26 protein-coding genes are annotated in these 26,079 nt (G+C 62.0%); 6 read left to right on the top strand and 20 right to left on the bottom strand.

The window, feature by feature from the left end:
- Positions 1 to 44 precede the first annotated feature (44 nt).
- The 8 genes from pheT to ACR0D8_RS16785 form a co-directional block, all read right to left on the bottom strand.
- The gene (gene pheT, locus ACR0D8_RS16750) at positions 45 to 2,441 is read right to left on the bottom strand and encodes a phenylalanine--tRNA ligase subunit beta (RefSeq protein WP_480648191.1); all 2,397 of its coding nucleotides are present in this window, start codon (positions 2,439 to 2,441) and stop codon (positions 45 to 47) included.
- A gap of 78 nt (positions 2,442 to 2,519) precedes the next feature.
- The gene (locus tag ACR0D8_RS16755; protein ID WP_480648193.1) at positions 2,520 to 3,311 is read right to left on the bottom strand and encodes a CE1 family esterase; all 792 of its coding nucleotides are present in this window, start codon (positions 3,309 to 3,311) and stop codon (positions 2,520 to 2,522) included.
- A 252-nt stretch (positions 3,312 to 3,563) separates the two neighbouring features.
- The gene (locus ACR0D8_RS16760) at positions 3,564 to 3,902 is read right to left on the bottom strand and encodes a hypothetical protein (protein ID WP_480648195.1); all 339 of its coding nucleotides are present in this window, start codon (positions 3,900 to 3,902) and stop codon (positions 3,564 to 3,566) included.
- Positions 3,899 to 4,972: a phenylalanine--tRNA ligase subunit alpha gene (gene pheS / locus ACR0D8_RS16765; protein ID WP_480648197.1), complete on the bottom strand. Its 1,074-nt coding sequence runs from the start codon at positions 4,970 to 4,972 to the stop codon at positions 3,899 to 3,901. The genes ACR0D8_RS16760 and pheS overlap by 4 nt, the downstream gene beginning before the upstream one ends.
- Positions 4,973 to 5,054: 82 nt before the next feature.
- The gene (locus tag ACR0D8_RS16770) at positions 5,055 to 6,425 is read right to left on the bottom strand and encodes a glutamate--cysteine ligase (protein ID WP_480648199.1); all 1,371 of its coding nucleotides are present in this window, start codon (positions 6,423 to 6,425) and stop codon (positions 5,055 to 5,057) included.
- 65 nt (positions 6,426 to 6,490) lie between these two features.
- Positions 6,491 to 7,018 carry a hypothetical protein gene (locus ACR0D8_RS16775; RefSeq protein ID WP_480648200.1) on the bottom strand — a complete coding sequence of 176 codons (528 nt, stop codon included), beginning with the start codon at positions 7,016 to 7,018 and terminating at the stop codon, positions 6,491 to 6,493.
- Positions 7,015 to 7,890 carry a GNAT family N-acetyltransferase gene (locus ACR0D8_RS16780; protein WP_480648202.1) on the bottom strand — a complete coding sequence of 292 codons (876 nt, stop codon included), beginning with the start codon at positions 7,888 to 7,890 and terminating at the stop codon, positions 7,015 to 7,017. The genes ACR0D8_RS16775 and ACR0D8_RS16780 overlap by 4 nt, the downstream gene beginning before the upstream one ends.
- On the bottom strand, positions 7,860 to 8,585 hold the full coding sequence (locus ACR0D8_RS16785; RefSeq protein WP_480648204.1) for a 16S rRNA (uracil(1498)-N(3))-methyltransferase: 726 nt from the start codon (positions 8,583 to 8,585) through the stop codon (positions 7,860 to 7,862). The genes ACR0D8_RS16780 and ACR0D8_RS16785 overlap by 31 nt, the downstream gene beginning before the upstream one ends.
- 12 nt (positions 8,586 to 8,597) lie before the next feature.
- Between ACR0D8_RS16785 and ubiA the strand changes: the two genes are divergently transcribed.
- The 3 genes from ubiA to ACR0D8_RS16800 all read left to right on the top strand — a co-directional run bounded on the left by ubiA (position 8,598) and on the right by ACR0D8_RS16800 (position 11,867).
- Positions 8,598 to 9,560, top strand: coding sequence for a 4-hydroxybenzoate octaprenyltransferase (ubiA, locus tag ACR0D8_RS16790; RefSeq protein WP_480648206.1), 963 nt, complete (start codon positions 8,598 to 8,600; stop codon positions 9,558 to 9,560).
- Between the two features lie 65 nt (positions 9,561 to 9,625).
- The gene (locus ACR0D8_RS16795) at positions 9,626 to 11,545 is read left to right on the top strand and encodes an OmpA family protein (protein WP_480648208.1); all 1,920 of its coding nucleotides are present in this window, start codon (positions 9,626 to 9,628) and stop codon (positions 11,543 to 11,545) included.
- Position 11,546: 1 nt separating this feature from the next.
- Positions 11,547 to 11,867, top strand: coding sequence for a hypothetical protein (locus ACR0D8_RS16800; RefSeq protein WP_170327275.1), 321 nt, complete (start codon positions 11,547 to 11,549; stop codon positions 11,865 to 11,867).
- A gap of 2 nt (positions 11,868 to 11,869) precedes the next feature.
- On the opposite strand, the gene ACR0D8_RS16805 is transcribed toward ACR0D8_RS16800, so the two are convergent.
- The 3 genes from ACR0D8_RS16805 to pgsA are packed head-to-tail and all read right to left on the bottom strand — an operon-like array spanning position 11,870 to position 13,235.
- Positions 11,870 to 12,313, bottom strand: coding sequence for a molybdenum cofactor biosynthesis protein MoaE (locus ACR0D8_RS16805; protein ID WP_475154949.1), 444 nt, complete (start codon positions 12,311 to 12,313; stop codon positions 11,870 to 11,872).
- 4 nt (positions 12,314 to 12,317) lie between these two features.
- Positions 12,318 to 12,563: a molybdopterin converting factor subunit 1 gene (moaD, locus tag ACR0D8_RS16810; protein ID WP_475154954.1), complete on the bottom strand. Its 246-nt coding sequence runs from the start codon at positions 12,561 to 12,563 to the stop codon at positions 12,318 to 12,320.
- Positions 12,564 to 12,566: 3 nt separating this feature from the next.
- Entirely contained in the window at positions 12,567 to 13,235 is a 669-nt protein-coding gene (pgsA, locus tag ACR0D8_RS16815; RefSeq protein ID WP_480648210.1) for a CDP-diacylglycerol--glycerol-3-phosphate 3-phosphatidyltransferase, read from the bottom strand.
- Positions 13,236 to 13,423: 188 nt separating this feature from the next.
- Between pgsA and ACR0D8_RS16820 the strand changes: the two genes are divergently transcribed.
- Positions 13,424 to 14,398 (top strand): DMT family transporter, encoded by a 975-nt coding sequence (locus ACR0D8_RS16820; RefSeq protein ID WP_480648212.1) that lies wholly within the window; start codon positions 13,424 to 13,426, stop codon positions 14,396 to 14,398.
- Here ACR0D8_RS16820 and uvrC read toward each other — a convergent pair.
- The 7 genes from uvrC to ACR0D8_RS16855 form a co-directional block, all read right to left on the bottom strand.
- The gene (gene uvrC / locus ACR0D8_RS16825) at positions 14,304 to 16,178 is read right to left on the bottom strand and encodes an excinuclease ABC subunit UvrC (protein ID WP_480648274.1); all 1,875 of its coding nucleotides are present in this window, start codon (positions 16,176 to 16,178) and stop codon (positions 14,304 to 14,306) included. The two genes, ACR0D8_RS16820 and uvrC, sit on opposite strands and share 95 nt — an antisense overlap.
- Positions 16,179 to 16,468: 290 nt before the next feature.
- On the bottom strand, positions 16,469 to 17,248 hold the full coding sequence (locus ACR0D8_RS16830) for an SDR family oxidoreductase (protein ID WP_480648213.1): 780 nt from the start codon (positions 17,246 to 17,248) through the stop codon (positions 16,469 to 16,471).
- A gap of 21 nt (positions 17,249 to 17,269) precedes the next feature.
- The gene (locus ACR0D8_RS16835; RefSeq protein WP_475154968.1) at positions 17,270 to 18,232 is read right to left on the bottom strand and encodes a calcium/sodium antiporter; all 963 of its coding nucleotides are present in this window, start codon (positions 18,230 to 18,232) and stop codon (positions 17,270 to 17,272) included.
- A 168-nt stretch (positions 18,233 to 18,400) separates the two neighbouring features.
- Positions 18,401 to 19,198 carry a S49 family peptidase gene (locus ACR0D8_RS16840; RefSeq protein ID WP_475154972.1) on the bottom strand — a complete coding sequence of 266 codons (798 nt, stop codon included), beginning with the start codon at positions 19,196 to 19,198 and terminating at the stop codon, positions 18,401 to 18,403.
- Positions 19,199 to 19,311: 113 nt separating this feature from the next.
- Complete coding sequence (locus tag ACR0D8_RS16845; RefSeq protein WP_475154976.1) at positions 19,312 to 20,073, bottom strand: ABC transporter permease; 762 nt, start codon at positions 20,071 to 20,073, stop codon at positions 19,312 to 19,314.
- Positions 20,070 to 20,999 carry an ABC transporter ATP-binding protein gene (locus tag ACR0D8_RS16850; protein WP_480648216.1) on the bottom strand — a complete coding sequence of 310 codons (930 nt, stop codon included), beginning with the start codon at positions 20,997 to 20,999 and terminating at the stop codon, positions 20,070 to 20,072. The genes ACR0D8_RS16845 and ACR0D8_RS16850 overlap by 4 nt, the downstream gene beginning before the upstream one ends.
- A 54-nt stretch (positions 21,000 to 21,053) precedes the next feature.
- Positions 21,054 to 21,215, bottom strand: a complete 162-nt coding sequence (locus tag ACR0D8_RS16855) for a hypothetical protein (protein ID WP_480648218.1) — start codon at positions 21,213 to 21,215, stop codon at positions 21,054 to 21,056.
- 88 nt (positions 21,216 to 21,303) lie between these two features.
- On the opposite strand from ACR0D8_RS16855, the gene ACR0D8_RS16860 reads away from it, so the two are divergent.
- Positions 21,304 to 22,392: a CaiB/BaiF CoA transferase family protein gene (locus ACR0D8_RS16860; RefSeq protein WP_480648220.1), complete on the top strand. Its 1,089-nt coding sequence runs from the start codon at positions 21,304 to 21,306 to the stop codon at positions 22,390 to 22,392.
- A gap of 78 nt (positions 22,393 to 22,470) precedes the next feature.
- Here ACR0D8_RS16860 and hemE read toward each other — a convergent pair whose 3' ends face one another.
- On the bottom strand, positions 22,471 to 23,505 hold the full coding sequence (gene hemE / locus ACR0D8_RS16865) for a uroporphyrinogen decarboxylase (protein ID WP_480648221.1): 1,035 nt from the start codon (positions 23,503 to 23,505) through the stop codon (positions 22,471 to 22,473).
- Between the two features lie 107 nt (positions 23,506 to 23,612).
- Here hemE and hemC point away from each other — a divergent pair, with 107 nt between their 5' ends.
- Positions 23,613 to 24,572, top strand: a complete 960-nt coding sequence (hemC, locus tag ACR0D8_RS16870) for a hydroxymethylbilane synthase (protein WP_480648223.1) — start codon at positions 23,613 to 23,615, stop codon at positions 24,570 to 24,572.
- Between the two features lie 228 nt (positions 24,573 to 24,800).
- Here hemC and ACR0D8_RS16875 read toward each other — a convergent pair whose 3' ends face one another.
- Complete coding sequence (locus ACR0D8_RS16875) at positions 24,801 to 26,078, bottom strand: aspartate aminotransferase family protein (protein ID WP_480648225.1); 1,278 nt, start codon at positions 26,076 to 26,078, stop codon at positions 24,801 to 24,803.
- Position 26,079: the final 1 nt, after the last annotated feature.

Consider the following 26,079-nt stretch of genomic DNA (forward strand, 5'->3'; position numbering starts at 1 on the left):
AAACGCGCCCGAAGGCGCGTTGTTCCAATCGTATCGTGCAAGAATTAGCCGCGCAGAACGCCGCCTGTCGCCTTGGTGACCTTGGCGATGATCTTCTCAGCCACAGCCTCGATGTCTTTTTCCTTCAGCGTTGCGTCGGTCGGCTGCAGGCGCACGGTGATGGCCAGGGATTTCTTGCCCTCGCCCAGGCTGCCACCGATGAATTCGTCAAAGACGCGCACATCCTCGATCAGCGCCTTGTCGGCCCCTGCTGCGGCATTCACCAGTGTCAACGCCTGGACATCGGCATCGACGACAAAGGCAAAGTCACGCTCGACCGCCTGCAGATCGCGCAGTTCCAGCGCGGCCCGCGTCGCCCCCGACTTGCGGGGCAAAGGCACCTCGTCCGGCCAGATGGTGAACGCCATCGCCGGGCCCTTGATGTCCATCGCCTGCAACACGCGCGGGTGCAGTTCCCCAAATACGCCCAGCACCTTTTTCGGACCCAGACAAATCCTGCCGTGACGCCCCGGATGCCACCAGGCATCACCGTCGCGCAGAATCTGCACCTTGGCGGGCGCGCCGATGGCGGCCAGCACCGCCTCGGCATCCGCCTTGACGTCGAACACATCGACAGGGCGCGAGGCGCCATGCACGTCCTTGGGCCCATTGCGACCCACCAGCAGGCCGGTGATCTGGGTTTTCTGGTCGCCGGGCTCGCCATCGTGGAAGACCGGGCCGACCTCGAACAGCGCGACATCCGCATAGCCACGCGCCTGATTACGGGCGGCGGCCTGCAACAGGCCGGGCAGCAAATCGGGGCGCATATGGCTCATCTCGGAGGAAATCGGGTTTTCCAGTTGCGTCGCTTCGTCCCCGCCGCCAAACAGCGCCGCCGCGGCCTGATCGATGAAAGTGTAGGAGACACATTCATTGTACCCCAGTGCCGCGCAAGTGCGCCGCGCCATCGACTGACGGCGCTGTGTCGGGGTCATTACCGGTTTCGGGATCCCATCGGTTACGCGCGGCAGCGGTTTGCCCTGCAATTTGGTCAGCGATGCTATCCGCGCGACCTCTTCCACCAGGTCGGCCTCGCCCATGATATCCGGACGCCAGCTGGGCACATGCGCCATCTCGCCTTCCAGGCGGAAGCCAAGGCGCGTCAGGGTCTGACGCTGCTCACTTTCGGGAATATCCATCCCGACCAGAGACTGCACCCGCTCGGCATCCAACTTGAAAGCACGGGAATGGTTCGGTGCCTTGCCGGCCTGAACCACATTCGAGGCTTCGCCGCCGCAGATATCCAAAATCATCTGCGTCGCGTGTTCCAGCCCTTCCAGCGTGTATTCCGGGTCCACCCCGCGTTCGAACCGGTACCGCGCATCCGAGTTGATCTTCAGCGCCCGGCCTGTCAGAGCAATCTGCACATGATCCCAGAACGCGCTTTCCAGAAAGACATTCACGGTATCCTCGGTGCAGCCGGTCGCCTCACCCCCCATGATGCCGGCAATGGATTCAGGGCCTTCGTCATCGGAAATCACCATCATGCCGGGCTGCAGGGTGTATTCCTTCTCGTCCAGGGCCACCAGCGTTTCACCGCCCTTGGCGCGGTGAACCCGCAGGTTGCCGCGCACCTTGTCCGCATCGAACACGTGCAGCGGCCGGTTATGGTCGAAAGTCATGTAGTTGGTGATATCCACCAACGCCGAGATCGGGCGCAGACCGATTGCCTTCAGCTGATCCTGCAGCCACTGCGGGCTGGGACCGTTCCTGACCCCTTTGATCAGACGACCGGTGAAATGCGGCGCACCGTCCAGAGTATCCTCGTCGATAGTCACCTTGATCGGGCTATCGAAATCACCCGGCACCGGCACATAGTCACGGGTTTTCAACGTACCCACACCACGGGCCGCCAGATCACGCGCGATGCCAGCCACGCCCAGCGCATCGGGGCGGTTGGGGGTGATCGCGATCTCGATCATCGGGTCAACTTTCGAGGGGTCGTTCTCGGCCAGCCAATCCACGAACCGGTCGCCGACCTCGCCCGAGGGCAGTTCGATGATGCCGTCATGTTCATCCGACAGCTCCAGCTCGCGCTCGGAGGCCATCATGCCAAAGCTTTCGACGCCGCGAATCTTGCCGACACTTATGGTCAGGTCCAGACCGGGGATATACATGCCCGGCTTGCAGACCACGACCGTGATGCCTTCGCGCGCATTGGGGGCGCCGCAGATGATCTGCAACTCACCCTCATCGGTCTCAACCGTGCAGACGCGCAGCTTGTCTGCATCCGGGTGTTTCTCGGCATGTTTTACGTAACCGAGGGTAAATTCCCCGAGCCGGTCCGCCGGATTCACGATCTCTTCGACCTCAAGGCCAAGATCGGTCAGAGCTTCGGCAATCTCATCAACCGAGGCGTCAGTGTCGAGGTGGTCTTTCAGCCAGGAAAGGGTGAATTTCATTGCACGGGGCCTTTTTTGGCAAACAATCGGTCGGCACAGGCAATGGCAAAGATTGCGCCAAGGTGCAAGCGCTGCGCGTCAGGGATAGGTGGGTGTGCGGCCCAAAAGCTCGTCCAGTTGCCAGCCGATCCAGCCATGCGGAATAAAATGGCCACCCGGATGCGTGTCCAGCGTCACACGACCGGTGGCGCAATCGGTCCATTCCACCCGGCTGAGGGTCAGAAAGGGCTTCACGCTCCAATCCCCGCGCGGGGTCGCGCCGTTGCAATGGAATTTCTCGCGCCACAGCGCCACCGGATAGGTCATGTCACCGCCTGGGCCAAAAGGGAAATCCATCACCCTGTCATCCGTGCCATGCACATGCCGCACCTGAGCCGGTGCCTGCGGGCAGTCTTCGGTCTGACGGATCGACCCGGCGATGGCCAGCAGCGCCGCCGCCCTGTTCCCCGACTGGCAAACATAGCGCCACGCCATCGCGCCGCCATAGGAATAGCCCGAGACATAGATGCGTTGGCGGTCAACGGGATAGCGCGTGGCGACGTCCTCCAGCACCCGGTTGGCAAAATCCACGTCGCCGGTGTCAGAAGTCCAGAAATCCCAGCTTTTGCGCAACCCGTTCGGGGCCACCAGCAGCACGCCACGCAGCTTTGTCGCCCCGGCGATGCGTTCGTGATTGACCACCACATCCCCCTGCCGCGCCCAGCCGTGGAAATGCAACAGCACCGGCAGAGGCGTTTTGCCGTCCCACCCGTCCGGCTCCAGCACATGGTATGAGCGCTCGCCCAGCGGGCAGGCGATATCGCCATGGCAGCCATTTGCTGCAACTTGGAGCGGGAGGAGAAACAACAGGCAGGTCAGAATCCGGAACATAGGTCGGAGCCTACCCGGCTTGCGCCGCAAGTCACGTCACAACCCCGTGGGAGTGTGTAACAAGCCGCGCCGTCGCCAGACCGCGGGGTGGCGATCCTCGGACTGTGGTGGGCAGTTTATTCTGGCCAAATCCGAGTGCTGTTCGAGCGTTGCGCTGGCGGCAACCAAATCGCCAGCCCGTGCGGGCGGTCTGACGATGGCGCGGCGGCCTATCGGCCTTTGCTCCGCGTCATTATTTCGAAACGAGTGCCGTTAACCCCATCCCATCACTTTTGAGAGAGCAGTTATCGCCAAAGATGAACCTACGCCTTTGATTATTTCATAGGCTTCTTTTGGCGCGGCATTTCGAAGCTTCTTCCAAGTCTCTGGTCTTTCAATTGCCTCCACAGCATCGTGACCAAGCGGTGTAAGCCGATATCCGTGCCGGCCCTTCTCGGCGACCAAACCTTCATCCATCAAAAGATCAAGATGATGGTCGAGTTTGAGTTCTTCATCGCTTGGATTCAATACCAACTCGTGCAGGATAATTCCTGTTCGACTGGATTGCATTTCCAGTAACAACTCTCTGGTGTAGTCCCGGTCTCGCTTCACCGCGACAAACCACCATGCAGGTTCGGCATATCCAGCGCCGCAAAGCCGTAGTGTCTCAACCAGCGCAGATCGGAATCAAAGAACGCACGCAAATCAGGAATGCCGTATTTCAGCATCGCCAGACGGTCGATGCCGATGCCAAAGGCAAAGCCCTGATAGACCTCGGGGTCAATCCCACCGGCGGCGATGACCTTGGGGTGGACCATGCCGGAACCCAGAATCTCCATCCAGTCGTCGCCCTCGCCGATTTTCAGCTGACCGTTATCCCAGGAACAGCGGATATCGACCTCGGCCGACGGCTCGGTGAAGGGGAAGTGCGAGGCGCGGAAGCGCAGTTCTACATCGTCGACCTCGAAGAACGCTTTCACGAACTCTTCCAGAACCCATTTCAGGTTCGCCATCGAGATGTCCTTGTCGATGGCCAGCCCCTCGACCTGATGGAACATCGGCGTGTGGGTCTGGTCATAATCGGCGCGGTAGACGCCGCCCGGGCAGATCACGCGGATCGGCGCGCCTTGCAGCTCCATCGAGCGAATCTGCACTGGCGAGGTATGGGTCCGCAGCACGTGCGGCGGGCGATTGTCGCCTTCGGCGCGGTGCATATAGAACGTGTCCATCTCGGCCCGCGCGGGGTGGTGGCCGGGGATGTTCAGGGCGTCGAAGTTATGCCAGTCGGTCTCGATCCGCGGTCCTTCGGCCACCGAGAACCCCAGTTCGGCAAAGATCGCGGTCAGTTCCTCGGTCGCCTGGCTGACCGGGTGGATCGAGCCCTGACGGCGCGCCCGGGTCGGCAGGGTGACGTCCAGCCATTCGGTGCGCAAACGCTCATCAAGTGCTGCATCGGCCAGCGCGGATTTCTTGGCGGTCAGGGCCGAGTTGATCTCGTCCTTCAGGGCATTCAGGGCGGGGCCTGCGACCTGACGTTCCTCGGGCGTCATCTTGCCCAGTTCGCGCATTTTCAGCGCGACTTCGCCCTTTTTGCCCACGGCGGCGACGCGGATTGCCTCAAGCGCATTTTCGTCGCCCGCATCGGCGATCTGCCCCAGATATTTTGCCTTTAGATCGTCCATGACGCTTTCCGAAACTGGCCTCTGAATTGGTCTGGAACCTGCTATCGGTCAATCCCTGCGAATGCAAGCCGGACGGGTCCGATCAATAGCTGTATTCGGGATAAATCCGGGTCAGATCGCCTTGCCAGTCTCCGTTGTAGCGATCCAGCAATTCATCCGCCGGAACCTGCCCGGTTTCGATGCTGTCCTTCAGCGCATTCAGGAAATGGGTTTCATCGGGCACCAGCCCGCCCGCACCGGGGAAAGCGCGGGATTTCAGCCCGGCCTCGGCGATCGAGACCACCTCACGCGCCAGATCGTGCATTCTGATCTTGCCGACCCGGGCCTGCAACCCTTCCTGCGCCGCCTCAACGCGCAGCGCCTCGCGGGTTTCCGCATCCCAACCCTTGACCAGATCCCAGGCCGCATCCAGCGCGCCCTGATCATAGGTCAGACCCACCCAGAACGCGGGCAGCGCACACAGACGCCGCCAGGGGCCGCCATCGGCGCCACGCATTTCCATGAATTTCTTGATCCGCGCCTCGGGGAAGGCGGTGGTCAGGTGATCGGCCCAGTCGGACAGCGTCGGCGTCTCGCCCGGCAGCGCGGGCAGCTTGCCCTTCAGGAAGTCGCGGAAGGACATGCCCAGCGCGTCGATATATTGCCCGTCGCGGTAGACGAAATACATCGGCACATCGAGCGCATATTGCACGTAGCGTTCAAAGCCAAATCCCTCTTCGAACACGAAAGGCAGCATGCCGGTACGCGCATCGTCCAGATGCCGCCAGATATAGCTGCGCCAGCTTTTCTGGCCGTTCACCTTGCCTTCGAAGAACGGAGAATTCGCAAACAGCGCCGTTGCCACAGGTTGCAATGCCAGCGCCACGCGCAGTTTCTGCACCATGTCAGCCTCGGACCCGAAGTCAATATTGACCTGAACGGTGCAGGTCCTGCGCATCATGGCACGACCCATGGTGCCGACCTTCTGCATATAGTCGTTCATCAACCGGTACCGCCCCTTGGGCATCAGCGGCATCTGGTCATGGGTCCAGATCGGGGCCGCGCCCAGACCGATAAAGCCCACACCGATCTCATCAGCGATGTCTTTCACCTCGCGCAGATGGGTGTTCACCTCGTCGCAGGTCTCGTGAATGGTTTCCAGCGGAGCACCCGACAGCTCCAGCGCGCCGCCCGGTTCCAGGCTGACATTTGCGCCGTCTTTCTCCAGACCGATCAGATGACCCGCTTCGCGCACCTCGCCCCAGCCATGGCGGTCGCGCAGACCTTCCAGCACCGCCACGATGGACCGGGTGCCCTCGAACGGCAGAGGTTTCAGGGTGTCCTTGCAATAGCCGAACTTCTCATGCTCGGTGCCGATGCGCCAATCCTGTTTGGGCTTGCAGCCCGATTCCAGATATTCTGCAAGTTGCTCGTGGCGTTCGATCGGTCCGCCGCCGGACTGGGGGATGGACATGAACCGTGCTCCGATCCTGATGTGTCTGTCGTGTTGGTCAGTCGTGGTCGGAAACCGCGTCAGTGTCAATGCAGGCGGGCATGCGGCGGCCGCATCGGGTGGCGCTCCCAGATCACCACCGGATGCGGCGATCCGCCGTTCAGTTCCGCCAGCATTTGCTCGGTTTTCAGCCCCGGCAGGGCCGAGAACACGTCAAACAGCGCTTCGGCCCCTTCTGCATTCACAGGAATGTGAAGCGTCGGCTGACCCGGCTGGTCCAGCACCCAATGCGCCGGGTTCGAGGTCGGGTCCAGCGCCAGACGCTCAATCTCGCGGGTGGCGATCATGCCGCCGTCCAGCGGACCGAGATAGGTGATCTGCCCTTCGTCAATCGTGACGACACCGGGACCACCGGTGCCCGTGCGAAACCGGGCGCGCTGAACCCCGATGACGGCAAGGGCAACTGAGACGAGGACAAGTACCCAGCCCAGCCAGCCCAGCAACCCGCCGGGGCCGCTGATCCAGCTGAGGCCGACAAGCAGAACAGCTGTGGCCACCAGAACCTCGCGCCAGCGCCACAGGGCCAGTTTGGCCTCGGGTCGGATGAAACTCATGCTGTGTCTCCGGGATTGGTGAACAGGATCAGCGAATACTGACCCGCAGGTTTGAATCCGATGGCCCGATAGGCCCGCGCGGCCGCTTCCGTTGCGGCGAACAGAACCGCACACGCGGCACCTCTGTCGCGGGCTTCACGCAGATGCAGGGCCACAGATAAACGGGCATAGCCGTTCCCGCGCAGCGCGGGCGGGGTGTAGACGCCACCGATCTGAACGACCTCGGGCAAGCGGGCATTGAACCCGGTCACTCCCACCGGCTGGCCATCCACAAGCAATGCCCGGTGCGAATCACGTTCGAGATAGGCCGCAACATCCTTTCTTGCCTGCTGCCGCGCCCGGTCGGGATCGAAATCCATCGCTTCGGTCAGGTAGCTCTGGCGCCAGTTTTCGGCCAATGTCCGGTCAAGTTGGCCCAGCGGCACCAATTCCGCCCCGGCGATGTCGGGCACGATCATCTGGGACAGATCCAGCGTGAAACCGGGCTCATCACTGTTCAGGGTTGCGGGCCTGTCCTCCCAGCCGGCAAGGCGCATGATCCGGCGGGCCTGCGTGGCCTCGGCGGCGAGGCCGAACAGGTTGCGACCGCGGATCAGGTTGATCGCGTCCGTCAGATCCTGATCGGAACAATCCGGGCATTGCGGCAGGACCATACCTTCATTGGTTATGGCAAAGACGGCACAGGGACCGTTACCCATTACCCAGGCATTCACCGCGCGCGGATCAGAGCCCCGCAATCCGAAATCCCGCAGATTTGCCAGCGGAAACATCGAGGTCTGGATGTGTCGGGACAGAAACCTGTCGATATCCGGCACGTCCCCTTCCTGCGCCAGCCGCCAGGTCACGACCAGTCCCCCAAGGCTTGTTGCCACATGGTCAGCGCCGCAACGGCCGCGGTATCCGCGCGCAGGATGCGCGGACCAAGACTGACCACATGGGCAAAGGGCAATCCGCTCAACCGTGCGCGTTCGCGCTCGGAAAACCCGCCCTCCGGACCGATGAGAATAGCCCAGGGCTGGCCTTTGTCCTGCGCCGCCAGACGCAGGGCCGAGCCAACCTCGGCCTCATTGCAGAACATCAGCTGCCGGTCGTCGGGCCATGCATCCAGCACCCGGTCGAGCCGTTGCAGGTCAGCCACCTCGGGCACAAATGTCCCGCCGCACTGCTCGGCGGCCTCAACCGCGTGGGCCTGCAGGCGGTCCTGCCGGATGCGTTCGGAGTTGGTGTATTCCGTCTGCACCGGCAGAATCCGTGCAGCGCCCATTTCCGCCGCCTTTTCAACGATGAAGTCGGTGCGCGCCTTTTTGATCGGGGCGAACAGGAACCACAGATCGGGCGGCAGTTGCAGCGCCTTGGTCTGCTTCTGACAGGTCAGCGTCCCGCCGCGCTTGCCCGCTTCGGCCACCTCTGCCAGCCATTCGCCGTCCCGCCCGTTGAACAAGGCCACCTGCCCGCCCACGGCCAGACGCATGACACCGAACAGGTAATGCGCCTGTTCGCGCGTCAAAGGAACCGATTGCCCCTGACCCAGAGGGTGCTCTACATACAGTCTGATCTTTGCACTCATGAGACCTTACATATGCAAGGCAATGCCCCAACACCAGACGGTCAGGTCGCCGATGCCGTCAGCGGCAACTGGGTCGACACCCACGCGCCTGCCTTCGCGCGTCCCTACCTGCGTCTCAGCCGCGCAGACCGGCCCATCGGCACCTGGCTTTTGCTGATTCCCTGCTGGTGGGGTCTGGCGCTGGCCATCCTCAGTGACGGCGCGCCACGGTGGGAGGATCTGTGGATCGCCATCGGCTGCGCAGTCGGGGCCTTTCTGATGCGCGGCGCAGGCTGCACCTGGAACGACATCACCGACCGGGACTTTGACGGGCAGGTCGAACGGACCCGGTCGCGCCCGATACCCTCGGGTCAGGTCAGCGTGCGGCAGGCGGTGATCTGGATGGGCCTGCAATGTCTGCTGGCGCTGCTGATTCTGCTGACGTTCAACCGGGCAGCCATCGCCATGGGCGTGCTGTCGCTGCTGCCGGTGACGATCTACCCCTTTGCCAAGCGGTTCACCTGGTGGCCGCAGGTGTTTCTGGGGCTGGCCTTCAACTGGGGCATCCTGCTGGCCTGGGCCGCCCATAGCGGCACCGTGGGGGTTCCGGCTATCACCCTGTATCTGGCCGGCATCGCCTGGACCTTGTTTTATGACACAATTTACGCCCATCAAGACGCCGAAGATGACGAGCTGATCGGGATCAAGTCCACCGCCCGGCTGTTTGGCACCGATACTGCAAGGTGGCTGAAGTACTTCCTTGTGGCCACGGTCGCCCTGATGGGGCTGGCCATCATTGACGCGGCAACGACTCAGGCGTCGGTCATCGCACTGGTGATTGCGCTGGGCGGACCCTGGGCGATGGGCTGGCACATGGCGTGGCAACTGCGCGGACTGGACATCGAGGACAACGCGAAACTGCTGCAACTTTTCCGCGCCAACCGGGACACTGGCCTTATTCCGCTGATCTTCCTCTGCGTCGCTTTGCTGCTCTGATTGCACCTCGGCGCGGGCCTCTGTAAGAGTTCTGCTCAACCGCCTGAGGAGTCGATTGCCCGCACATGCGCCTGCCCTATTTCTTTGCCGTTGCCCTTATTTTCCTCGTGTCGGCCGGGCTGTGCCTGCTGGCGGCCAGCTTTGCGGTGACGAAGGTGGAAGAGACCTCGGAATTTGCCGTGCGGCGCGCGCTGGACCTGAAAGGGCATGACTGGGCCGAGGTCCAGTCCGACGGGTTGCGGGTGGTTCTGACCGGAACTGCCACGGACGAAGCGACACGGTTCAACGCGCTGACGGCGGCCGGAACCGAAGTCGACACCTCGCGCGTGATCGACGAGATGCAGGTGGCCCCGACAACACGTCTGGCCGCCCCCCGGTTTTCCGCCGAAATCCTGCGCAATGACAGTGGCATTTCCGTCATCGGCCTGGTCCCGGCCAGCGAGGATCGCGACGCGCTGATGGACCGGCTGAAAACCCTGGACGGCGACGCGCAGGTCTCGGACCTGATGGAAACAGCCGACTATCCCAAACCCAAGGGGTGGGACGAGGCGATCAGCTATGCGACCGAGGCGCTCGCCCGGTTGCCCCGCGCCAAGATTTCCGCCAGCCCGGGCCTGGTGCGGATCACCGCGATTGCCGACAGTCAGCAGGAAAAGGAAAGGCTGGAGCAGGAACTGACCCGCGCCGCGCCACCGAGCCTGCGGATCGGTCTGGCCATCTCGGCCCCGCGGCCGGTGATCACGCCCTTTACCCTGCGCTATCTGATCGACGAGGACGGCGGGCAGTTCGATGCCTGTTCCGCGCAGGATGAAAAGGCCCGCGATGCCATCATCGCCGCTGCGCAAGCGGCGCGCCTGACAGGCCCCTACTCCTGCACCATCGGTCTTGGCGTACCATCGCCCCGCTGGTCCGAGGCCGCCACGCTGAGCATCGGTGCCTTGTCGGAAATCGGTCAGGGATCGGTTACGATCTCGGATGCGGATATCACACTGGCGGCGGCGCAGGGAACCGATGCCGGGACCTTTGACCGCGTGATTGGCGAGCTTGAAAATGCGCTGCCCGATGTCTTTGCCCTGCACGCGATCCTGCCCGAGCCGGAAACCGAAACGCAAACCGGCCCGCCCGAGTTTTCGGCCACGCGCAGCCCCGAAGGGCTGGTACAGATGCGTGGACGTGTGGGCGGCGAAACCCAGCGCGACATGATCGACAGCTATGCCCGCGCGGCCTTTGGGTCCGAGCAGGTCCACACCGCAACCCGAAGCACCCCCGATCTGCCTGCCAACTGGCCGGTGCGGGTTCTGGCCGGGCTCGAAGCGCTGTCGCAATTGCATAACGGTGCTCTGACGGTCACGCCCGACGATGTGATGCTGAGCGGTGTCAGCCACGATCCCAAAACGCGGGCGCATATCGCGGGGCTGCTGTCGGACAAGCTGGGCGACGCGCAGGAATTCACCCTGTCGATCACCTACCAGGAACCGCCCGAACCCGCCGACAAACTGCCCGACCCCGAGATCTGCGAGGAACGCATTGCCGACGTTCAGGCCGGCGGCAAGATCGCGTTCGAGCCCGGCTCGGCCACTGTTGCCGCGGAGTCGCGGGATACGGTTAACCGGATCGCCGACATTCTGCGCGAATGCGGACCGATCCGGATGGAAATTCAGGGTCATACCGACAGCCAGGGCCGGGAAGAGATGAACCAACAGCTCAGCCAGTCGCGGGCGCAGTCCATTCTGAACGAACTGCGCGGCCGTCGCGTGCCGACCGCCAGCTACTCGGCCGTGGGCTATGGCGAAACGCAGCCCATTGCCGATAACGGCACCGAAGAAGGCCGGGAAGAGAACCGGCGCATCGAGTTCCACCTGATCCGGCCGGAACCGCTCACCAATACGGAAACCGGACTGGAGGCAATGGAAGCCCAGTCAGAACCGACAGAAGCCGAACAACCGGACGCGACCGCGCCGGACGCGGAAGCAGGGGACCAGTAAGTTGAACAGAATCGAATTCATCATCGCCACCGCCATCATCCTGTTCGCGGCCTTCTGCATGGGTTGGTTCGCCAACTGGCTGGCGCATCGTCTGTCGCGCGTCCGTCAAAGCGACGTGGCCGATCTGGACCGCATGAGCCAGGAACTGCACGAGGCCGAAGAAACCCGCGATCAGGCGATCACCTATCTGCAACAGCGCGAGGCGGAACTGACCAACCAGCTGACCCAGGCCGAGGCCGAACTGGCGGCGGCAATGGACGGTCTGCGTGCCGCCCGGCAAGAGGCCGAGGAACTGCGCGGGCGCATCAACAACGCCGACTGACGCTACCAGCGGGTCAGCGCGTCTTCGTCTTCGTCCTTGGCAGCCACCCATTCGGCACCGGATGAGGTGATTTCCTTTTTCCAGAATGGCGCGCGGGATTTCAGGTAATCCATCAGGAATTCCGCCGCCTCGAACGCATCCTTGCGATGCCGCGCGGCGGTGGCAACCATCATGATCCGATCCCCGGGCGCCAGACGCCCGTGCCGGTGGATCACCAGCACATCCCCCAGCGACCAGCGCTGTTGCGCCTCTTCGGCAATCCTCGTCAGCGCTTGTTCGGTCATGCCCGGGTAATGTTCGATCTCCATCACGTCCAGATCGCCCGAGGCCAGATCGCGCACAATGCCGGTGAAGGTCACAATCGCGCCGTTGGCCGCGTCACCCAAGGCAAATGCATTGGCTTCCGCGCCCAGATCGAACTCTTCTTCCTGAACCGCGATGCGCATGGCCTCAGCCGCCGGTCATGGGCGGGAAAAACGCAACCTCGCGCACCCCGGCCAGAGGGGCATCAAAATCCGACAATTCCTGATCCAGCGCGACGCGCAGCGCCGAAAGATCGGCAAAGGCCGCGGCATAGCGGTCTTCGCGTGCGCTGAGTTCGGCCACCAGATCTGACACCGTGGCGGCCCCGGTTTCGACCCGCTCTTTCGGCAAGCCGATCCGTTCACGCACCCAGGCAAAATACAGAACGTCCATCCCTTAGCTCTCCTTCAGATGGGGCATGGCTTTACGTAGGTAGTCATAGCCGGTGATCAATGTCAGCGTCGCGGCAATCCACAGCAGCCACAGACCGATCCGACCCGACCAGAACATCCCTTCCAGATGCCAGCGCACGCCGGTCAGGTCCTCGACTTCGCCAGTTAGAACCTGATCAATGATCGTAGCGTCCATGCCGAATGTGGCCATCACGAAATAATGTTCGAATATCCCCTGCGAGAAGAGAACGGCAATCGCCACCATCTGCGCGGTGGTCTTCCACTTGGCCAGCTTGGTCACCTTCAGCGTCCCGGCCACATCGCCCAGATATTCGCGCAGGCCCGACACAAACACCTCGCGGAACAGGATCACGGTGGCCGGCAACACCAGCCAGGGTGTCCAGTGTTCGGCGGAATAGCCCACAAGGATCATCAGCGCGATCACCACCATCGCCTTGTCCGCAATAGGGTCCAGCATCGCCCCGATCTTCGTTTCCTGCTTCCAGGCGCGCGCCAGATAGCCGTCGAACCAGTCGGTGATCGCAGCGGACAGAAACAGGATCAGGGCAAACCAATCCGCATAGGGGCGGGTAAAATACAGAAACATAACGGCCAGACCGGGTGCCGCCAGCAGGCGCAGAACGGTCAGAATATTGGGCAGGTTCCATTTCATGGTTTGACACTACATCGCCGGTTCGGGACAGAAAAGACGGCCAGTCAAAAAACTGACCCGATCACAGGCAGTTGCAGCACCGGCGGTCAAAGGGTCGCAGCGCGTCGATTGCCGCCAGATACAGCTTGGCGCAAGGTCGCTTTGGCGTCAGATTGGCGCACGGCCCGGCCCAAAAGCGATTGCAACGAATGACAGCCCATATTCAGACAGACCCCCGGTCAAACCTGATCGGCAGCGGATGGATGATCGCCGCAATGGCGCTGTTCGCGCTGGAAGACGCGTTTTTGAAAAGCGCCTCGGCCACCTTGCCGATCTGGCAGGTTCTGGTCCTGTTCGGTGCGGGCGGCGCGGCGATATTTGCCGCTGCGGCATTGGTAAGGGGCACCCGGCTGTTTCAGCCGGACGTGCTGTCGCGCCCGATGAAAGTGCGGGTGCTGTTCGAAATCCTGGGGCGGCTGTTCTACGTGCTGGCCATCGCGCTGACACCGCTGTCGGCTGCAACCGTCATCCTGCAGGCGACCCCTCTGGTCGTGGTCGCAGGTGCAGCGCTGTTCTTTGGCGAAACCGTCGGGTGGCGCCGGTGGAGCGCGATTCTGATCGGTATGATCGGCGTTGTCGTCATCATCCAACCGACAGGGGACAGTTTTTCCACCCTGTCCATCCTGGCCGTTCTGGGCATGTTGGGATTCGCCGGGCGCGATCTGGCCAGCCGCGCGGCCCCGGCCTCGCTGGGGACCGAGGTGCTAGGGTTCTACGGCTTTCTCTGCATCGTCGTCGCGGGCATCGCCTATCGCTTTTGGGAAGGCGCGCCGCTTGCGCCGTTGACGCCTCAGGTCAGCCTTCACATGGCCGGGGCCATCCTCATGGGTACTGTTGCCTATGCGTCGCTGATGAAAGCCATGCGCACCGGTGAGGTCTCGGCCGTCACACCGTTCCGGTATTCCCGCCTGCTGTTCGGCATCGGGCTGGGGGTTTTTCTGTTTGACGAGCGGCTGGACCAGACCATGTGGATCGGCAGCGCGCTGATCGTGACCTCGGGGCTCTACATCTGTGGCGCGGACGGCGGGTTTAGCCCTTGTCGTGGAAGAAATCGTAAACCTTCTGCGCCAACCCGGCGGAAATCCCCTCGACCGCTTTCAGATCGGCCAGATTGGCCCGGCTGACAGCCTTGGCACTGCCGAAATGGGCCAGAAGCGCCCTCTTTCGCGCCGCGCCCACGCCCGGAATTTCGTCCAGGGGCGTCGCGCCAACCGCCTTGGCCCGTTTGGCGCGATGGGTGCCGATCGCAAAGCGGTGCGCCTCGTCCCGTAGCCGCTGAATGAAATACAGCACCGGATCGTTGCGTTTCAGCGCAAAGGGGCGCTGGCCGATGCGGTGAAACTCTTCCTTGCCGTGATCCCGGTCGATACCCTTGGCAACGCCGATCATCGGAATGTCCTCGACCCCATGCGCCTGCATGATCTCATGCACCGCGCTCACCTGTCCGGCTCCTCCGTCAATCAGCAGCAGATCGGGCCACATGCCTTTGTCGCGGTCCGGGTCTTCCTTTTGCAGACGGGTGAAGCGGCGGGTCAGGACCTCTTTCATCATGCCGAAATCGTCGCCGGGGGTCAGGTCGTCGCCACGGATATTGAATTTGCGATAGGCGTTTTTCATGAACCCTTCGGGGCCGGCGACGACCATGCCGCCGACGGCGTTGGTGCCCTGAATATGGCTGTTGTCGTAAACCTCGATCCGGCCCGGCGGGCTGTCCAGATCAAACGCTTCGGCCACACCCCGCAACAGCTTCGCCTGCGTGGCGCTTTCCGACATGCGCCGGGCCAGAGACTCACGCGCATTGCGCAACGCGCCCGCCACCAGTTCCTGCTTCTCGCCTCGCTGAGGCACCAGGATTTCAACCTTGCGCCCGGCTTTTTCGGTCAGCGCCTCCTGCATCAGATCGGCGTTTTCGATGGCGTCTGACAGGATCAACTGCCGGGGCGGTTCCTTGTTGTCGTAGAACTGACCAAGGAAAGCCTCCATCACCTCGGCCGCAGCGACATCCGGCCCTACGCGCGGATAAAAGTCCTTGTTCCCCCAGTTCTGGTTGGCCCGGATGAAGAACACCTGAACACAGGCCTGCCCGCCATCCATATAAAGGCCGATCACATCCGCCTCGGCCACGCCGCGCGGATTGATGCCCTGAGAGGTCTGCACCTGCGTCAGCGCCCGGATACGGTCGCGCAGACCGGCGGCGCGTTCGAACTCCATCGCCTCAGACGCGGCCATCATCTGTTCGGCCAAATCCTCCTGCACCTTGGTCGAGCGGCCCGACAGGAACCGCTCTGCATCCTTGACGCTGTCGCGGTAATCGCCTTCCGAGATCAGCCCGACACAGGGCCCGGAACACCGCTTGATCTGATAGAGCAGGCAGGGCCGTGTGCGGCTGTCAAACATGGAATCCGAGCAATTTCGCAACAGGAACGCCTTCTGCAACTGGTTCAGCGTCCGGTTCACCGCACCCGCACTGGCGAAGGGACCGAAATAGGCCCCTTTTTCCTTTTTGGCCCCGCGATGTTTCTTGATCTGCGGAAAAGCGTGATCCTTGGCGACCAGGATATTCGGAAAGCTCTTATCATCCCGCAGCAGCACGTTGTATTTCGGCTTGAGCTGCTTGATCAGGTTCTGTTCCAGCAGCAGCGCCTCGGTCTCGGTGCGTGTGGTCAGGAACATCATCGAGGCGGTCGCGGCGATCATCTTCTCGATCCGCCCGGAATGGCCGGGGCGCGCATAGTTCGACACCCGCGCCTTCAGGTTTCGCGCCTTGCCGACATACAGAACCCGACTGTCGCCATCCAGCATCCGGTACACACCGGGCGAGCTGTCCAGCGTCTTCACATAGCGCTGAATGCAGCCATAGCCGGTGGGCTGAGTGTCGGAAGTTGATTCGTCGCGGGTGGTCATGGGCCTGAGATATGATTCTCTGACCATGGCTGCAATCTTGAGCGCCTCAGTTCAAGAGAAAACAAATCCACCGTTTCTGTGGATAACTGTGCAGATAAGTTTTGGGGCATCGCGATTTTCCCTTAATTCATTAAGGATTCCTTGATTTGCACAAAAATTAGGCACTACTGCAATGCATTGTTTTTAAATGATATTTTTTCCTACACAAGACAAGTGTATGAAAAAAAAGACAATTTTGTAACGGGCAGGTAACGGCGTCGAGAGCGGTGCAAAACTTGCACCGGATTCACCTATTCAACGCCCAGAACGTCCGGCGTCTGCCAGCCCAGATGTTGCCCGCCATCCACGCATAAAAGCTGCCCGGTGACGGCATGGGCATCCAGAAAATAGCCCAGCGCGGCGGTGATATCCGACGGGTTGGCACCACGCTCCAGCACCGTGTTCGCGCGCTGTGCCCTGAAATGCGCCGCGCTCTGCCGGTGGCCCTGCATGGTGGGACCCGGTCCGATGGCGTTGACGCGGATCGCCGGTGTCAGCGCTTGCGCCGCAGTGCGCGTCAGCGCCCACAGACCCATTTTGGCAATGGTGTAGGACATGAATTCGGGCGTCAGCTTGCGCACCCGCATGTCCACCATGTTGACGATCAGACCGGTGGAGACCGGTTCGCCTTCCGGGTCAACAGCCGGTTCCAGCCCCTGCCCGGCCATGGCCTGCGTCAGCACGAAAGGTGCGCGCAGGTTGCTGTCGAGGTGACGATCCCAGCTTTGGCGGGTCGCCGTGCGGATGTTGTCATATTCGAAGATTGAGGCGTTGTTGACCAGGCAGGTGATCGGACCGCCCAGAGCCTCTGCCGCGCGGGGCAGCAGGGATTCAACCTGCGCTTCGTCCAGCAGATCGGCCTGCAACGCAACCGCCTTGCGCCCCATGGCCTGAACCTCGGCCACGGTTTCCTGTGCGGGTTCGCGGGACGTTGCGTAGTGGACCGCCACATCATAGCCCCGCTGTGCCAGGTAAAGCGCCATGGCGCGGCCAAGGCGAATTCCGGCTCCGGTCACCAATGCTCGGGTCATGACGGCTCCTTCTTTGTCAGATCACGCCAGCAATGAGATGACGTAGATTGCATACAGAAGTGTCAACAGCATTCCCCAGCCACGGGTGATGTCCCGTTTGAAAAATACAAACGGGATCAGCAACAGCGAGGCGCCCAGCATGACCCACAGATCAAACCGCAGGAATTCCGGATCTACCGGGATTCGGCCGAACAGTGTGGCGATGCCGACAATGGCCAGCAGGTTGAACATGTTCGACCCGATCACATTGCCCAGCGCCACATCGGCCTGACGGCGCAGCGCTGCCATCACGGTCGTCGCCAGTTCGGGCAGAGACGTCCCGACTGCCACAAGGGTCAACCCGATTACCGTTTCGCTGACGCCATAGGTGCGCGCGATGACGGTGGCGTTGTCGACCAGCAGATGCGCCCCCATGGGCAGGCCGATCAGACCCAACACCAGATAGATCGAGACCTTCCAGTAGGGCATGTTCGGATCGGCCTCTTCCAGGCCTTCCAGTTCCTCATCTTCGGCGCAGGCCTGACCACAGGCCTTGCGATGCGCATGTGCTTCGCGAAAGGCGTTCCAAAGCATAAGGCCCAGCGCGGTCAACAGGATCGCGCCGCTGAACAGGTTGAACACACCGCAAAAGGCCAGCCCGATGAACAGAACCGAGGCCAACAGCATGAAGACATAGTTTTTGCGGCTGTCGCACTCGCTGGTGTGCAGGGTCGCCAACAATGCCGGAATGCCCAAAACCAGCAGGATATTCGCCGTGTTCGACCCCACCACATTGCCCAGCGCGATGCCTGGCGCGTTTTCTTTGATCGCGCTGATCGCGATCAGAAGCTCGGGTGCCGAGGTGCCAAAGGCCACAATGGTCAGGCTGACGATCAGGGCCGGCACGCCCAGACGCAGGCTGAGGTTTACCGCGCCGCGCACCAGCGCATCCCCCGCCAGCAGCAGGATCAGCAATCCGAGGCCGGATAACAGCCATGCCGTCATGTGCGGCCTCCTTTTTCGCAGGCGCAGGGACCTTTGCCGATCCGGAACCGCCCGCAGCGCGGACATCGGGTCGATTGCAACCGTTTCTGCCCCGGAAACCGCAGCTTGCCGAACATCGCCAGGACTCCCATGGCGATCAGAAACAGAGTGACAACCTTGATAATCACGTCACAAACCGAAACGCGCGTAGGCCGCCCGCTCCTCGAGCCCGGCGATGGCGTCCTGCGCCAGCGCGGCCCCGAACCGGGACCAGATCGGTTTGCGCAGCCCATAGCGGCGGAATTTGACCTTTTCGCCAAACCGCTCCTGCATTTTCGGTTTCAGATGTGCAATGCCGTCGATCAGACCCAGTTCCTGCGCCCGCCGGGCCAGCCAGATCTCACCGGTGAACAGGTCCTGGCTGTCGTCCAGCTTTGGTCCACGCCGGGTCTTGACATGGGTGATGAAGTTTTCGTGGATGTCGGCCAGCAGGCGTTCCAGCCGTTCGACATCTTCCTTCTTTTCCGGCGCAAACGGATCCAGCATGGATTTCGACTGACCCGCCGTATGCACTCGCCGTTCGATCCCCTGCCGTTTCAGCAGGACATGCGCACCGAATCCCGACGAAATCACGCCGATCGAGCCCAGAACCGAACTGTCATCGGCGTAAATCTCGTCTGCCGATGCAGCCAGCCAGTACCCGCCCGAAGCCGCCACATCCTCAACAAACGCGATGACCGGCACATTCAGTTCCCCGGACAGCCGCCGAATACGGGCTCCGATCAGGGAACTTTGCACAGGCGATCCGCCGGGCGAGTTGATCTCAAGCGCGACGGCGGCGGGTTTGCCCTTGCGAAAGGCTTTCTCCAGCACCGGAGCCAGCGCGGTGTCGGACATCGAAGCACGCCCGGCCATTCCGATGGCGCCGGACAGGCGCACGACGGCCACGCAGGGTTGCTTGTTAAGAAACGGCAGGCTGAGTTTCATGGGTGCCGATGTAGAGTGCGCCCAAGCCGTAAACAAGGGACCGCTTGGACCTTAGACGTGACGTGAACACATTTCCTGAGGCCGGTGGGCAAAAATGCAACGCCCGGTACCCCCTAGCTGCGGATGCGCCAGCCGGTTTTGAAAATCCATCCGATGATGCCCAGGCACAGGCCGGTAAAGGCCAGAATGGCCAGCAGGCTGAACACGATCGGAACGTCTGCCAGCCCGTAGAACGACCACCGGAAGCCCGAGATCAGATAGACCACCGGGTTGAACAGGGTGATGGTCTGCCAGACCGGCGGCAGCATCGAAATCGAATAGAACGTGCCGCCCAGAAAGATCAGCGGCGTGACCACCAGTTGCGGCACCAGCGACATCTGTTCGAAATTGCTGGCCCAGATTCCGATAATGAACCCCAGCAACGAAAAGCTGAGGCAAGTCAGCACCAGAAAGGTCACCATCGCCAGCGGATGTTCAATCCGTAAGTCCACAAAGAACGTGGCGGTGATCAGGATGACCACCCCCACGAACAGCGCCTTGGTCGCCGCTGCCCCGACATAGCCGATCACGATCTCGATAAAGTTCACCGGGGCCGAGAGAAGCTCGTAAATCGTGCCCAGAAATTTGGGGAAATAGATGCCGAATGATGCGTTGGAAATCGCCAGCATCACCACCGACAACATGATCAGACCCGGCACGATGAACGCGCCATAGGACACGCCCTCGACCTCCTGTATGCGGCTGCCGATGGCGGTTCCGAAGACGACGAAATACAACGAGGTAGACAGGACAGGTGACAGGAAACTCTGCGCCAGGGTACGAAAGAACCGGGCCATTTCGAACCGGTAGATGGCGGCAATGGCGGACCAGTTCATGCGGGCTCTCCGGACACGAGGTTCACGAAAATCTCTTCAAGGCTCGATTGCCGGGTCTGCACATCGCGCAGCACCAGCCCCGCCTGCGCCACATCGTTCAGCAATGTGGTGATGCCGGTGCGGTCGGCATGGGTGTCATAGGTGTAAACCAGCGCATCGCCGTTTCCGTTCAGTGCCAGGTTGTGCCCCGACAGGCTTGCGGGGATCTGTGCGATGGGTTCGGTCAGCATCACCTCGATCTGCTTTTTGCCCATCTGGGCCATCAGCATGTCCTTGTCCTGAACCAGCAGCAATTCGCCTTTGTCGATGACGCCGATACGGTCGGCGATAGCCTCGGCCTCTTCGATGTAATGGGTGGTCAGGATGATGGTGACACCGGCCTGCTTCAGCTCGGCCACGATCTCCCACATATCCTTGCGCAGCTCGACATCGACCCCGGCGGTGGGCTCGTCCAGAAACAGAACGCGCGGCTCATGCGCCAGCGCCTTGGCGATCAGAACCCGACGCTTCATGCCGCCGGACAATTCCTTGATCGCGTTCTTGCGCTTGTCCCACAGGGACAGCTTGCGCAGAATCTCCTCGATCCGGGCATTATCGCGGCCCAGTCCGAACAGCCCGCGCGACAGGCGAACCGTGTTCCACACCTTTTCAAACGGCTCCAGTGCGATCTCCTGCGGCACCAGCCCGATCATCCGGCGCGCGGCGCGGAAATCGGTCTGAGTGTCGTGACCACCAACGGTAACGGTGCCCGATGTCGGGGTCGTGATGCCACAAACGGTTGAGATCAAGGTCGTCTTCCCCGCCCCGTTCGGGCCCAGCAGCGCCAGAATTTCGCCTTGCCGGATGTCCAGAGACACACCCTTCAGCGCCTCGAATCCGTCGGCATAGGACTTGCGCAGATCCTTGATGGAAAGAATGGTGGTCATGCAATTTCCCCGTTGTGACCGGGACACTACCCCGCCCGACGGGCACAGAACAGGTCAATTTCGCACAAAGCCCTGCGCTTTTTTGTAGAGGGGAATCAACCCCGGCTCCGACCACGGTTGCTGAATCTCAGCGATACGCATGAGGCCAGCAAACACACCGGGATTTGCGAAGAAGGCCCGCACTGCTGCCGCGTTCCCCTCTCCTTCAATCGCCAAGGGCCAGCTCCGGGGCTGGCATGCCACCCGAATCCGGGCTTGCAATTCACACGCGACCCCGAAAACCTGCGCGGCAGGGAGGCGCATGATGCTCAAAGGAATTCGGATCATCGAGATCGAGGGGCTGGGCCCCGGCCCTTTTGCGGCCATGCTGTTGGCGGATCTGGGGGCGGATGTCATCACCATCCATCGCAAGGGCCAGGCCGCCGTACCGGGCATGCCGGAACAATCCGTTCTGGACCGTGGCAAACGGTCGATTGATCTGAACCTGAAGGACCCCGCCGATCTGGACGTCGCCAAACGTCTGATCGCGACGGCCGACGCGCTGATCGAAGGGTTCCGGCCGGGGGTGATGGAGAAGCTGGGCCTGGGCCCGGAACTCTGCCACAGCCTGAACCCGAAACTCGTCTATGGCCGCATGACGGGTTGGGGGCAGGACAGTCCGCTATCGGACACAGCGGGACATGACCTGAACTACATCGCCCTGTCCGGTGCGCTCTGGTACGCCTCCGCCCCGGATCAGGCGCCGCAAACCCCGGCGACGCTTGTCGGTGATATCGGCGGCGGGGCCATGTATCTGGTCGCCGGCATTCTGGCCGCACTGATAAGGGCACAGAGAACCGGCAAAGGTACAGTGGTCGACGCCGCCATCTATGACGGCTCGGCCCATATGATGAACCTTCTCATGAGCATGCGGCAGACCGGCAACCTTTCGGACAGGCGCGGCCAAAGCCTGCTGGACGGCCCGCATTGGAGCCGCACCTACACCTGCGCCGACGGCGGCTTTGTGACGGTGCAATGCCTCGAAGCGAAATTCTATGCGCAGTTCCTGAACATCCTGGGGCTGTCGGATGATCCCGGTTTCCAAAAGCAACATGACCGGTCGGCCTGGCCGGAACTCACCCGGCGCCTGACCCGGATCTTTGCAGGCAAATCCCGCGATCACTGGGCGGCTCTGTTCGAAGGCACGGATGCCTGCGTTGCGCCCGTGCTCAGCCCGGAACAGGCGTGCACGCACCCGATGAACGCGGCGCGACAGACGTGGCTGGAACCCGGCGGAACCCTACAGGCCGCTGCGGCACCACGGTTTGCTGACACCCAATGGCATCCCAAACCCAGCCCCAAACGCGGTGAACACACCAACGAAATTCTGTCGGCACTTAACAATCAAAGCTGATCCGCGCTTCATCTGGCCAAAAATACCTCGGGGGATGAATTGGCCGAAGGCCAAGAAGGGGGCTGGCCCCCTTCCCCTCTACCGCCCGCGCACAGTGTCGATCATCAGTTGCACGTTCTCCGGGTCCGCATCCGGCGTGATCCCGTGGCCGAGGTTGAAAATATGCGGCCCCTTGGAAAACGCGTCCACGATGCGCCGCGTCTCATCGACCAATGCCTGCCCGCCGGTGACCATATGAGACGACGCCAGATTGCCCTGCACGCAAACGTCGATCTGCACATGCTCCGCTGCCCAATCCGGCGACACCGAGTTGTCCAGCGCAACACAGTCCACTCCGGTGGCATCAGCAAAACCGACATAGCCATCACCCGCCTCACGAGGGAAACCGATTACGGGTATACCCGGGTGGCGCTCTTTGACGGCCTGCGTAATCACCCGGCACGGCTCGACCGCGTATTTCCGGAATGCCTCGCCTTTCAGCGAGCCGGCCCAGCTGTCGAAGATTTTGACCACTTCAGCCCCGGCCTCGATCTGGGCCGAGAGGTACTCGATGGTCGCCAGCGTGATCCGGTCCAGCAGCGCCTCGAACAGCGCCGGGTTTCCCTCGCGCAGCGCATGGGCCGGGCCCTGGTCCGGCGTGCCCTGCCCGGCGATCATGTAGGTGGCCACGGTCCAGGGCGCACCTGCAAATCCGATCAGCGTGGTCTCGGACGGCAATTCCCGCGACAGGATGCGCACCGTTTCATAGACCGGCGACAGGGTCTCGTGGATGGCTTCGACCGGTTCGAGCGCATCAAACTCGGATTGCTGCGTGATGGTCGACAGTCGCGGGCCCTCGCCGGTGACAAACCACAGATCCGCACCCAGCGCCTGCGGCACCAACAGAATATCGGCAAACAGAATCGCGGCATCGAACCCATAGCGGCGGATCGGCTGCAAGGTGACCTCGGCGGCGAGTTCGGGGTTATAGCAGAGCGACAGGAAATCCCCGGCCTGCGCCCGCGTCGCCCGGTATTCCGGCAGATACCGCCCGGCCTGACGCATCATCCAGATCGGCGGCACATCCTGCACCTCGCCCGCCAGCGCCCGCAGCAGTTTCTTCGTCTCGGCCATCTTTGCCCCCAATCGTCAGGTTTGCCGCAACGGGTCTGCCTTCGGCGTCAATTTGTCAAGCCGTGCCCCCATTGTCAGGGCAATGTGACGCGACTAAAGCTGTGCGCATGACACTGACCCTGCCCACACCCGCCTCACCGCTGAAGATCGGCACCCGTGGTTCGCCTCTGGCACTGGCGCAGGCCCATGAAACCCGCCAACGGCTGGGTGCGGCCTTCAACCTGCCCGAGGATGCGTTCGAGATCGTGGTGATCAAGACCACCGGCGACAACCGGGCCATGATCGACGCCGACCGCCCGCTGAAGGAAATCGGCAACAAGGGCCTGTTCACCAAGGAAATCGAAGAGGCGATGCTGCGCGGCGATATCGACATCGCGGTGCATTCCACCAAGGACATGCCGGTCGAACAGCCCGCGGGGCTGGTTCTGGACACGTTCCTGCCGCGTGAGGATGTGCGCGACGCCTTCATCTCGCCCGGGCTCAGCGCGATCAGCGATCTTGCCCAGGGTGCCGTGGTCGGCACCTCGTCGCTGCGGCGCCGGGCGCAACTGCTGAACCGCAGACCGGACCTGAGCGTAGTCGAGTTCAGAGGCAATGTTCAGACCCGACTCAAAAAGCTGGCCGACGGCGTCGCCGACTGCACCTTTCTGGCCATGGCCGGCATCCGCCGCTTGAACATGAACGAGGTTCCTGCCACCGCCATTGCACCCGAAGACATGCTGCCGGCCATCGCACAGGGCACCATCGGCATCGAACGTCGCAGCGACGATTCCCGCGCTGCTGGTATGCTCGAAGCCATTCATCACGTCGAAACCGGGCAGCGGCTGGCGGCGGAACGGGCGCTGCTTGCTGCCTTGGACGGGTCCTGCGAAACACCCATTGCCGGGCTGGCCGAACTACAGAACGGGCAGTTGCGCCTGCGCGGTGAGGTGCTGCGCCCTGACGGTTCCGAGGCAATCACCGAAAATCAGGTGGCCCCGGTCGAGGACGGTCCCGAAATGGGACGCGCCATGGCGGACACGCTGCTGAAACAGGCCGGGCCGGGCTTCTTCGACTGGAAAAAATGAAAAAAGATTGCGTAATGTGAATTACTTCACTGTCGCGCGCGCACCGATCGGGCATTAAGGTGTCATACCGATCAAAAAGTCGGGTTGGTCTCGAATAAGTCGAAAGATTAGGTCTGTTTGTTCGTTTAAGTGGTATTCGAGGGGGCGAGACCAATTCCCGATCTCTGATCAGTTAGGGCCGCTGTCATCGGTTGACAGCGGCCCGCATGTTTTCCGCGCCACAGAAATTCAGCTGTTGCTGATCGCCTGCACCGCCTGTTCGACCGCATGTCTTGTCTGTTCGAGATCGGCATCGGTCACCGCCAAGGACGGGTAGAGCTTGCCCGGGGATTTGAAAATCCCGTTCGCGCGCAGGTTGTCGTTGTAGATGGCGTTGCGCTGTGGATCATCATGTTTGGCACTACGGTAATCGCGACAGGCAGCATCGGTGAAATAGATGTCGAACAAGGTTTCGTCACCGCAAATCCTGTGCGGTATGCCGGCGCCGGTCAGGGCGTCCGCCTGCATCCGCTGCAAATCCGAACCGATTGCGCGAAGCCGGTCGTAAACGCCGTCGCGCCGCAGTACCTCCATGGTTTTCAGCCCGGCGACCGAGGCCACCGGATTGCCGGACAACGTCCCCAGTTGCATCAGCCAGCCTTCCGCACCGACCTTGGCCTTGTCGAAATGCTTCATGATCTCGGCGCTGGCCCCCGTAGCGGCCAGGGGGAAGCCGCCGCCGATGACCTTGCCCAGCGTGCAGATGTCGGGCGTGACGCCGTATTTCTCCTGCGCGCCGCCATAGGCCAGACGGAACCCGGTGACGATCTCATCGAAGATCAGAAGGACGTTATGCTTGTCGCACAGATCGCGCAGCCCTTGCAGGTATCCGGGCAGGGGCGGGATGATCCGCTGCAACGGCTCGACCATGATCGCGGCGATGTCTTTGTGTTCGTCCAACAGGGCCGCCACGGCCTCAAGGTCGTTAAAAGGTGCGATCAGCATTTGTTCGGCCACGCCGGCCGGGATGCCGGCGCTGTCAGGCACCGCTTGCGGGAAATTGACCTGCCGACTGGGGGCCAGGCTCATCTGCGCCTCGGCGCTCATGCCGTGATAGCCACCTTCGAATTTCAGGATCTTGTTGCGGCCGGTATAGGCGCGGGCCAGACGGATCGCATACATATCCGCCTCGCCGCCCGAGGCGACAAAGCGCACCTGTTCGCAACAGGGCACCGCGTCGACAATGGCCTCGGCCAGTTCGATGCCCCTGGCGTTATTGGCAAAAAAGGTCATGCCTCTGGGCAATTGTTCCAGCACCGCCTCCATCACCTCTGGGTGGCCATGGCCCAGCAGCATCGGGCCAGAGCCGATCAGGTAGTCGATATATTCGTTGCCGTCCTCATCCCAGACACGGCTGCCTTCGCCGCGGGCGATGATGATACCGGGATCGAAATTGCCGAAACCCCCGGCGGGCAGAACCTCGTTCGCGCGGACGATCCATTCGGATTGTGTCTTGATTTTCAGCATC

The organism is Ruegeria sp. BG10, from assembly GCF_056538575.1.

What these genes read in the sequence shown, in the direction of transcription:
- pheT (WP_480648191.1), bottom strand. Translation starts at nt 2,441, where the DNA reads ATGAAATTCACCCTTTCCTGGCTGAAAGACCACCTCGACACTGACGCC.
- ACR0D8_RS16755 (WP_480648193.1), bottom strand. Translation starts at nt 3,311, where the DNA reads ATGTTCCGGATTCTGACCTGCCTGTTGTTTCTCCTCCCGCTCCAAGTT.
- pheS (WP_480648197.1), bottom strand. Translation starts at nt 4,972, where the DNA reads ATGGACGATCTAAAGGCAAAATATCTGGGGCAGATCGCCGATGCGGGC.
- ACR0D8_RS16770 (WP_480648199.1), bottom strand. Translation starts at nt 6,425, where the DNA reads ATGTCCATCCCCCAGTCCGGCGGCGGACCGATCGAACGCCACGAGCAA.
- ACR0D8_RS16775 (WP_480648200.1), bottom strand. Translation starts at nt 7,018, where the DNA reads ATGAGTTTCATCCGACCCGAGGCCAAACTGGCCCTGTGGCGCTGGCGC.
- ACR0D8_RS16785 (WP_480648204.1), bottom strand. Translation starts at nt 8,585, where the DNA reads ATGAGTGCAAAGATCAGACTGTATGTAGAGCACCCTCTGGGTCAGGGG.
- ubiA (WP_480648206.1), top strand. Translation starts at nt 8,598, where the DNA reads ATGCAAGGCAATGCCCCAACACCAGACGGTCAGGTCGCCGATGCCGTC.
- ACR0D8_RS16795 (WP_480648208.1), top strand. Translation starts at nt 9,626, where the DNA reads ATGCGCCTGCCCTATTTCTTTGCCGTTGCCCTTATTTTCCTCGTGTCG.
- ACR0D8_RS16805 (WP_475154949.1), bottom strand. Translation starts at nt 12,313, where the DNA reads ATGCGCATCGCGGTTCAGGAAGAAGAGTTCGATCTGGGCGCGGAAGCC.
- moaD (WP_475154954.1), bottom strand. Translation starts at nt 12,563, where the DNA reads ATGGACGTTCTGTATTTTGCCTGGGTGCGTGAACGGATCGGCTTGCCG.
- pgsA (WP_480648210.1), bottom strand. Translation starts at nt 13,235, where the DNA reads ATGAAATGGAACCTGCCCAATATTCTGACCGTTCTGCGCCTGCTGGCG.
- ACR0D8_RS16820 (WP_480648212.1), top strand. Translation starts at nt 13,424, where the DNA reads ATGACAGCCCATATTCAGACAGACCCCCGGTCAAACCTGATCGGCAGC.
- uvrC (WP_480648274.1), bottom strand. Translation starts at nt 16,178, where the DNA reads ATGACCACCCGCGACGAATCAACTTCCGACACTCAGCCCACCGGCTAT.
- ACR0D8_RS16830 (WP_480648213.1), bottom strand. Translation starts at nt 17,248, where the DNA reads ATGACCCGAGCATTGGTGACCGGAGCCGGAATTCGCCTTGGCCGCGCC.
- ACR0D8_RS16835 (WP_475154968.1), bottom strand. Translation starts at nt 18,232, where the DNA reads ATGACGGCATGGCTGTTATCCGGCCTCGGATTGCTGATCCTGCTGCTG.
- ACR0D8_RS16840 (WP_475154972.1), bottom strand. Translation starts at nt 19,198, where the DNA reads ATGAAACTCAGCCTGCCGTTTCTTAACAAGCAACCCTGCGTGGCCGTC.
- ACR0D8_RS16845 (WP_475154976.1), bottom strand. Translation starts at nt 20,073, where the DNA reads ATGAACTGGTCCGCCATTGCCGCCATCTACCGGTTCGAAATGGCCCGG.
- ACR0D8_RS16850 (WP_480648216.1), bottom strand. Translation starts at nt 20,999, where the DNA reads ATGACCACCATTCTTTCCATCAAGGATCTGCGCAAGTCCTATGCCGAC.
- ACR0D8_RS16860 (WP_480648220.1), top strand. Translation starts at nt 21,304, where the DNA reads ATGCTCAAAGGAATTCGGATCATCGAGATCGAGGGGCTGGGCCCCGGC.
- hemE (WP_480648221.1), bottom strand. Translation starts at nt 23,505, where the DNA reads ATGGCCGAGACGAAGAAACTGCTGCGGGCGCTGGCGGGCGAGGTGCAG.
- hemC (WP_480648223.1), top strand. Translation starts at nt 23,613, where the DNA reads ATGACACTGACCCTGCCCACACCCGCCTCACCGCTGAAGATCGGCACC.
- ACR0D8_RS16875 (WP_480648225.1), bottom strand. Translation starts at nt 26,078, where the DNA reads ATGCTGAAAATCAAGACACAATCCGAATGGATCGTCCGCGCGAACGAG.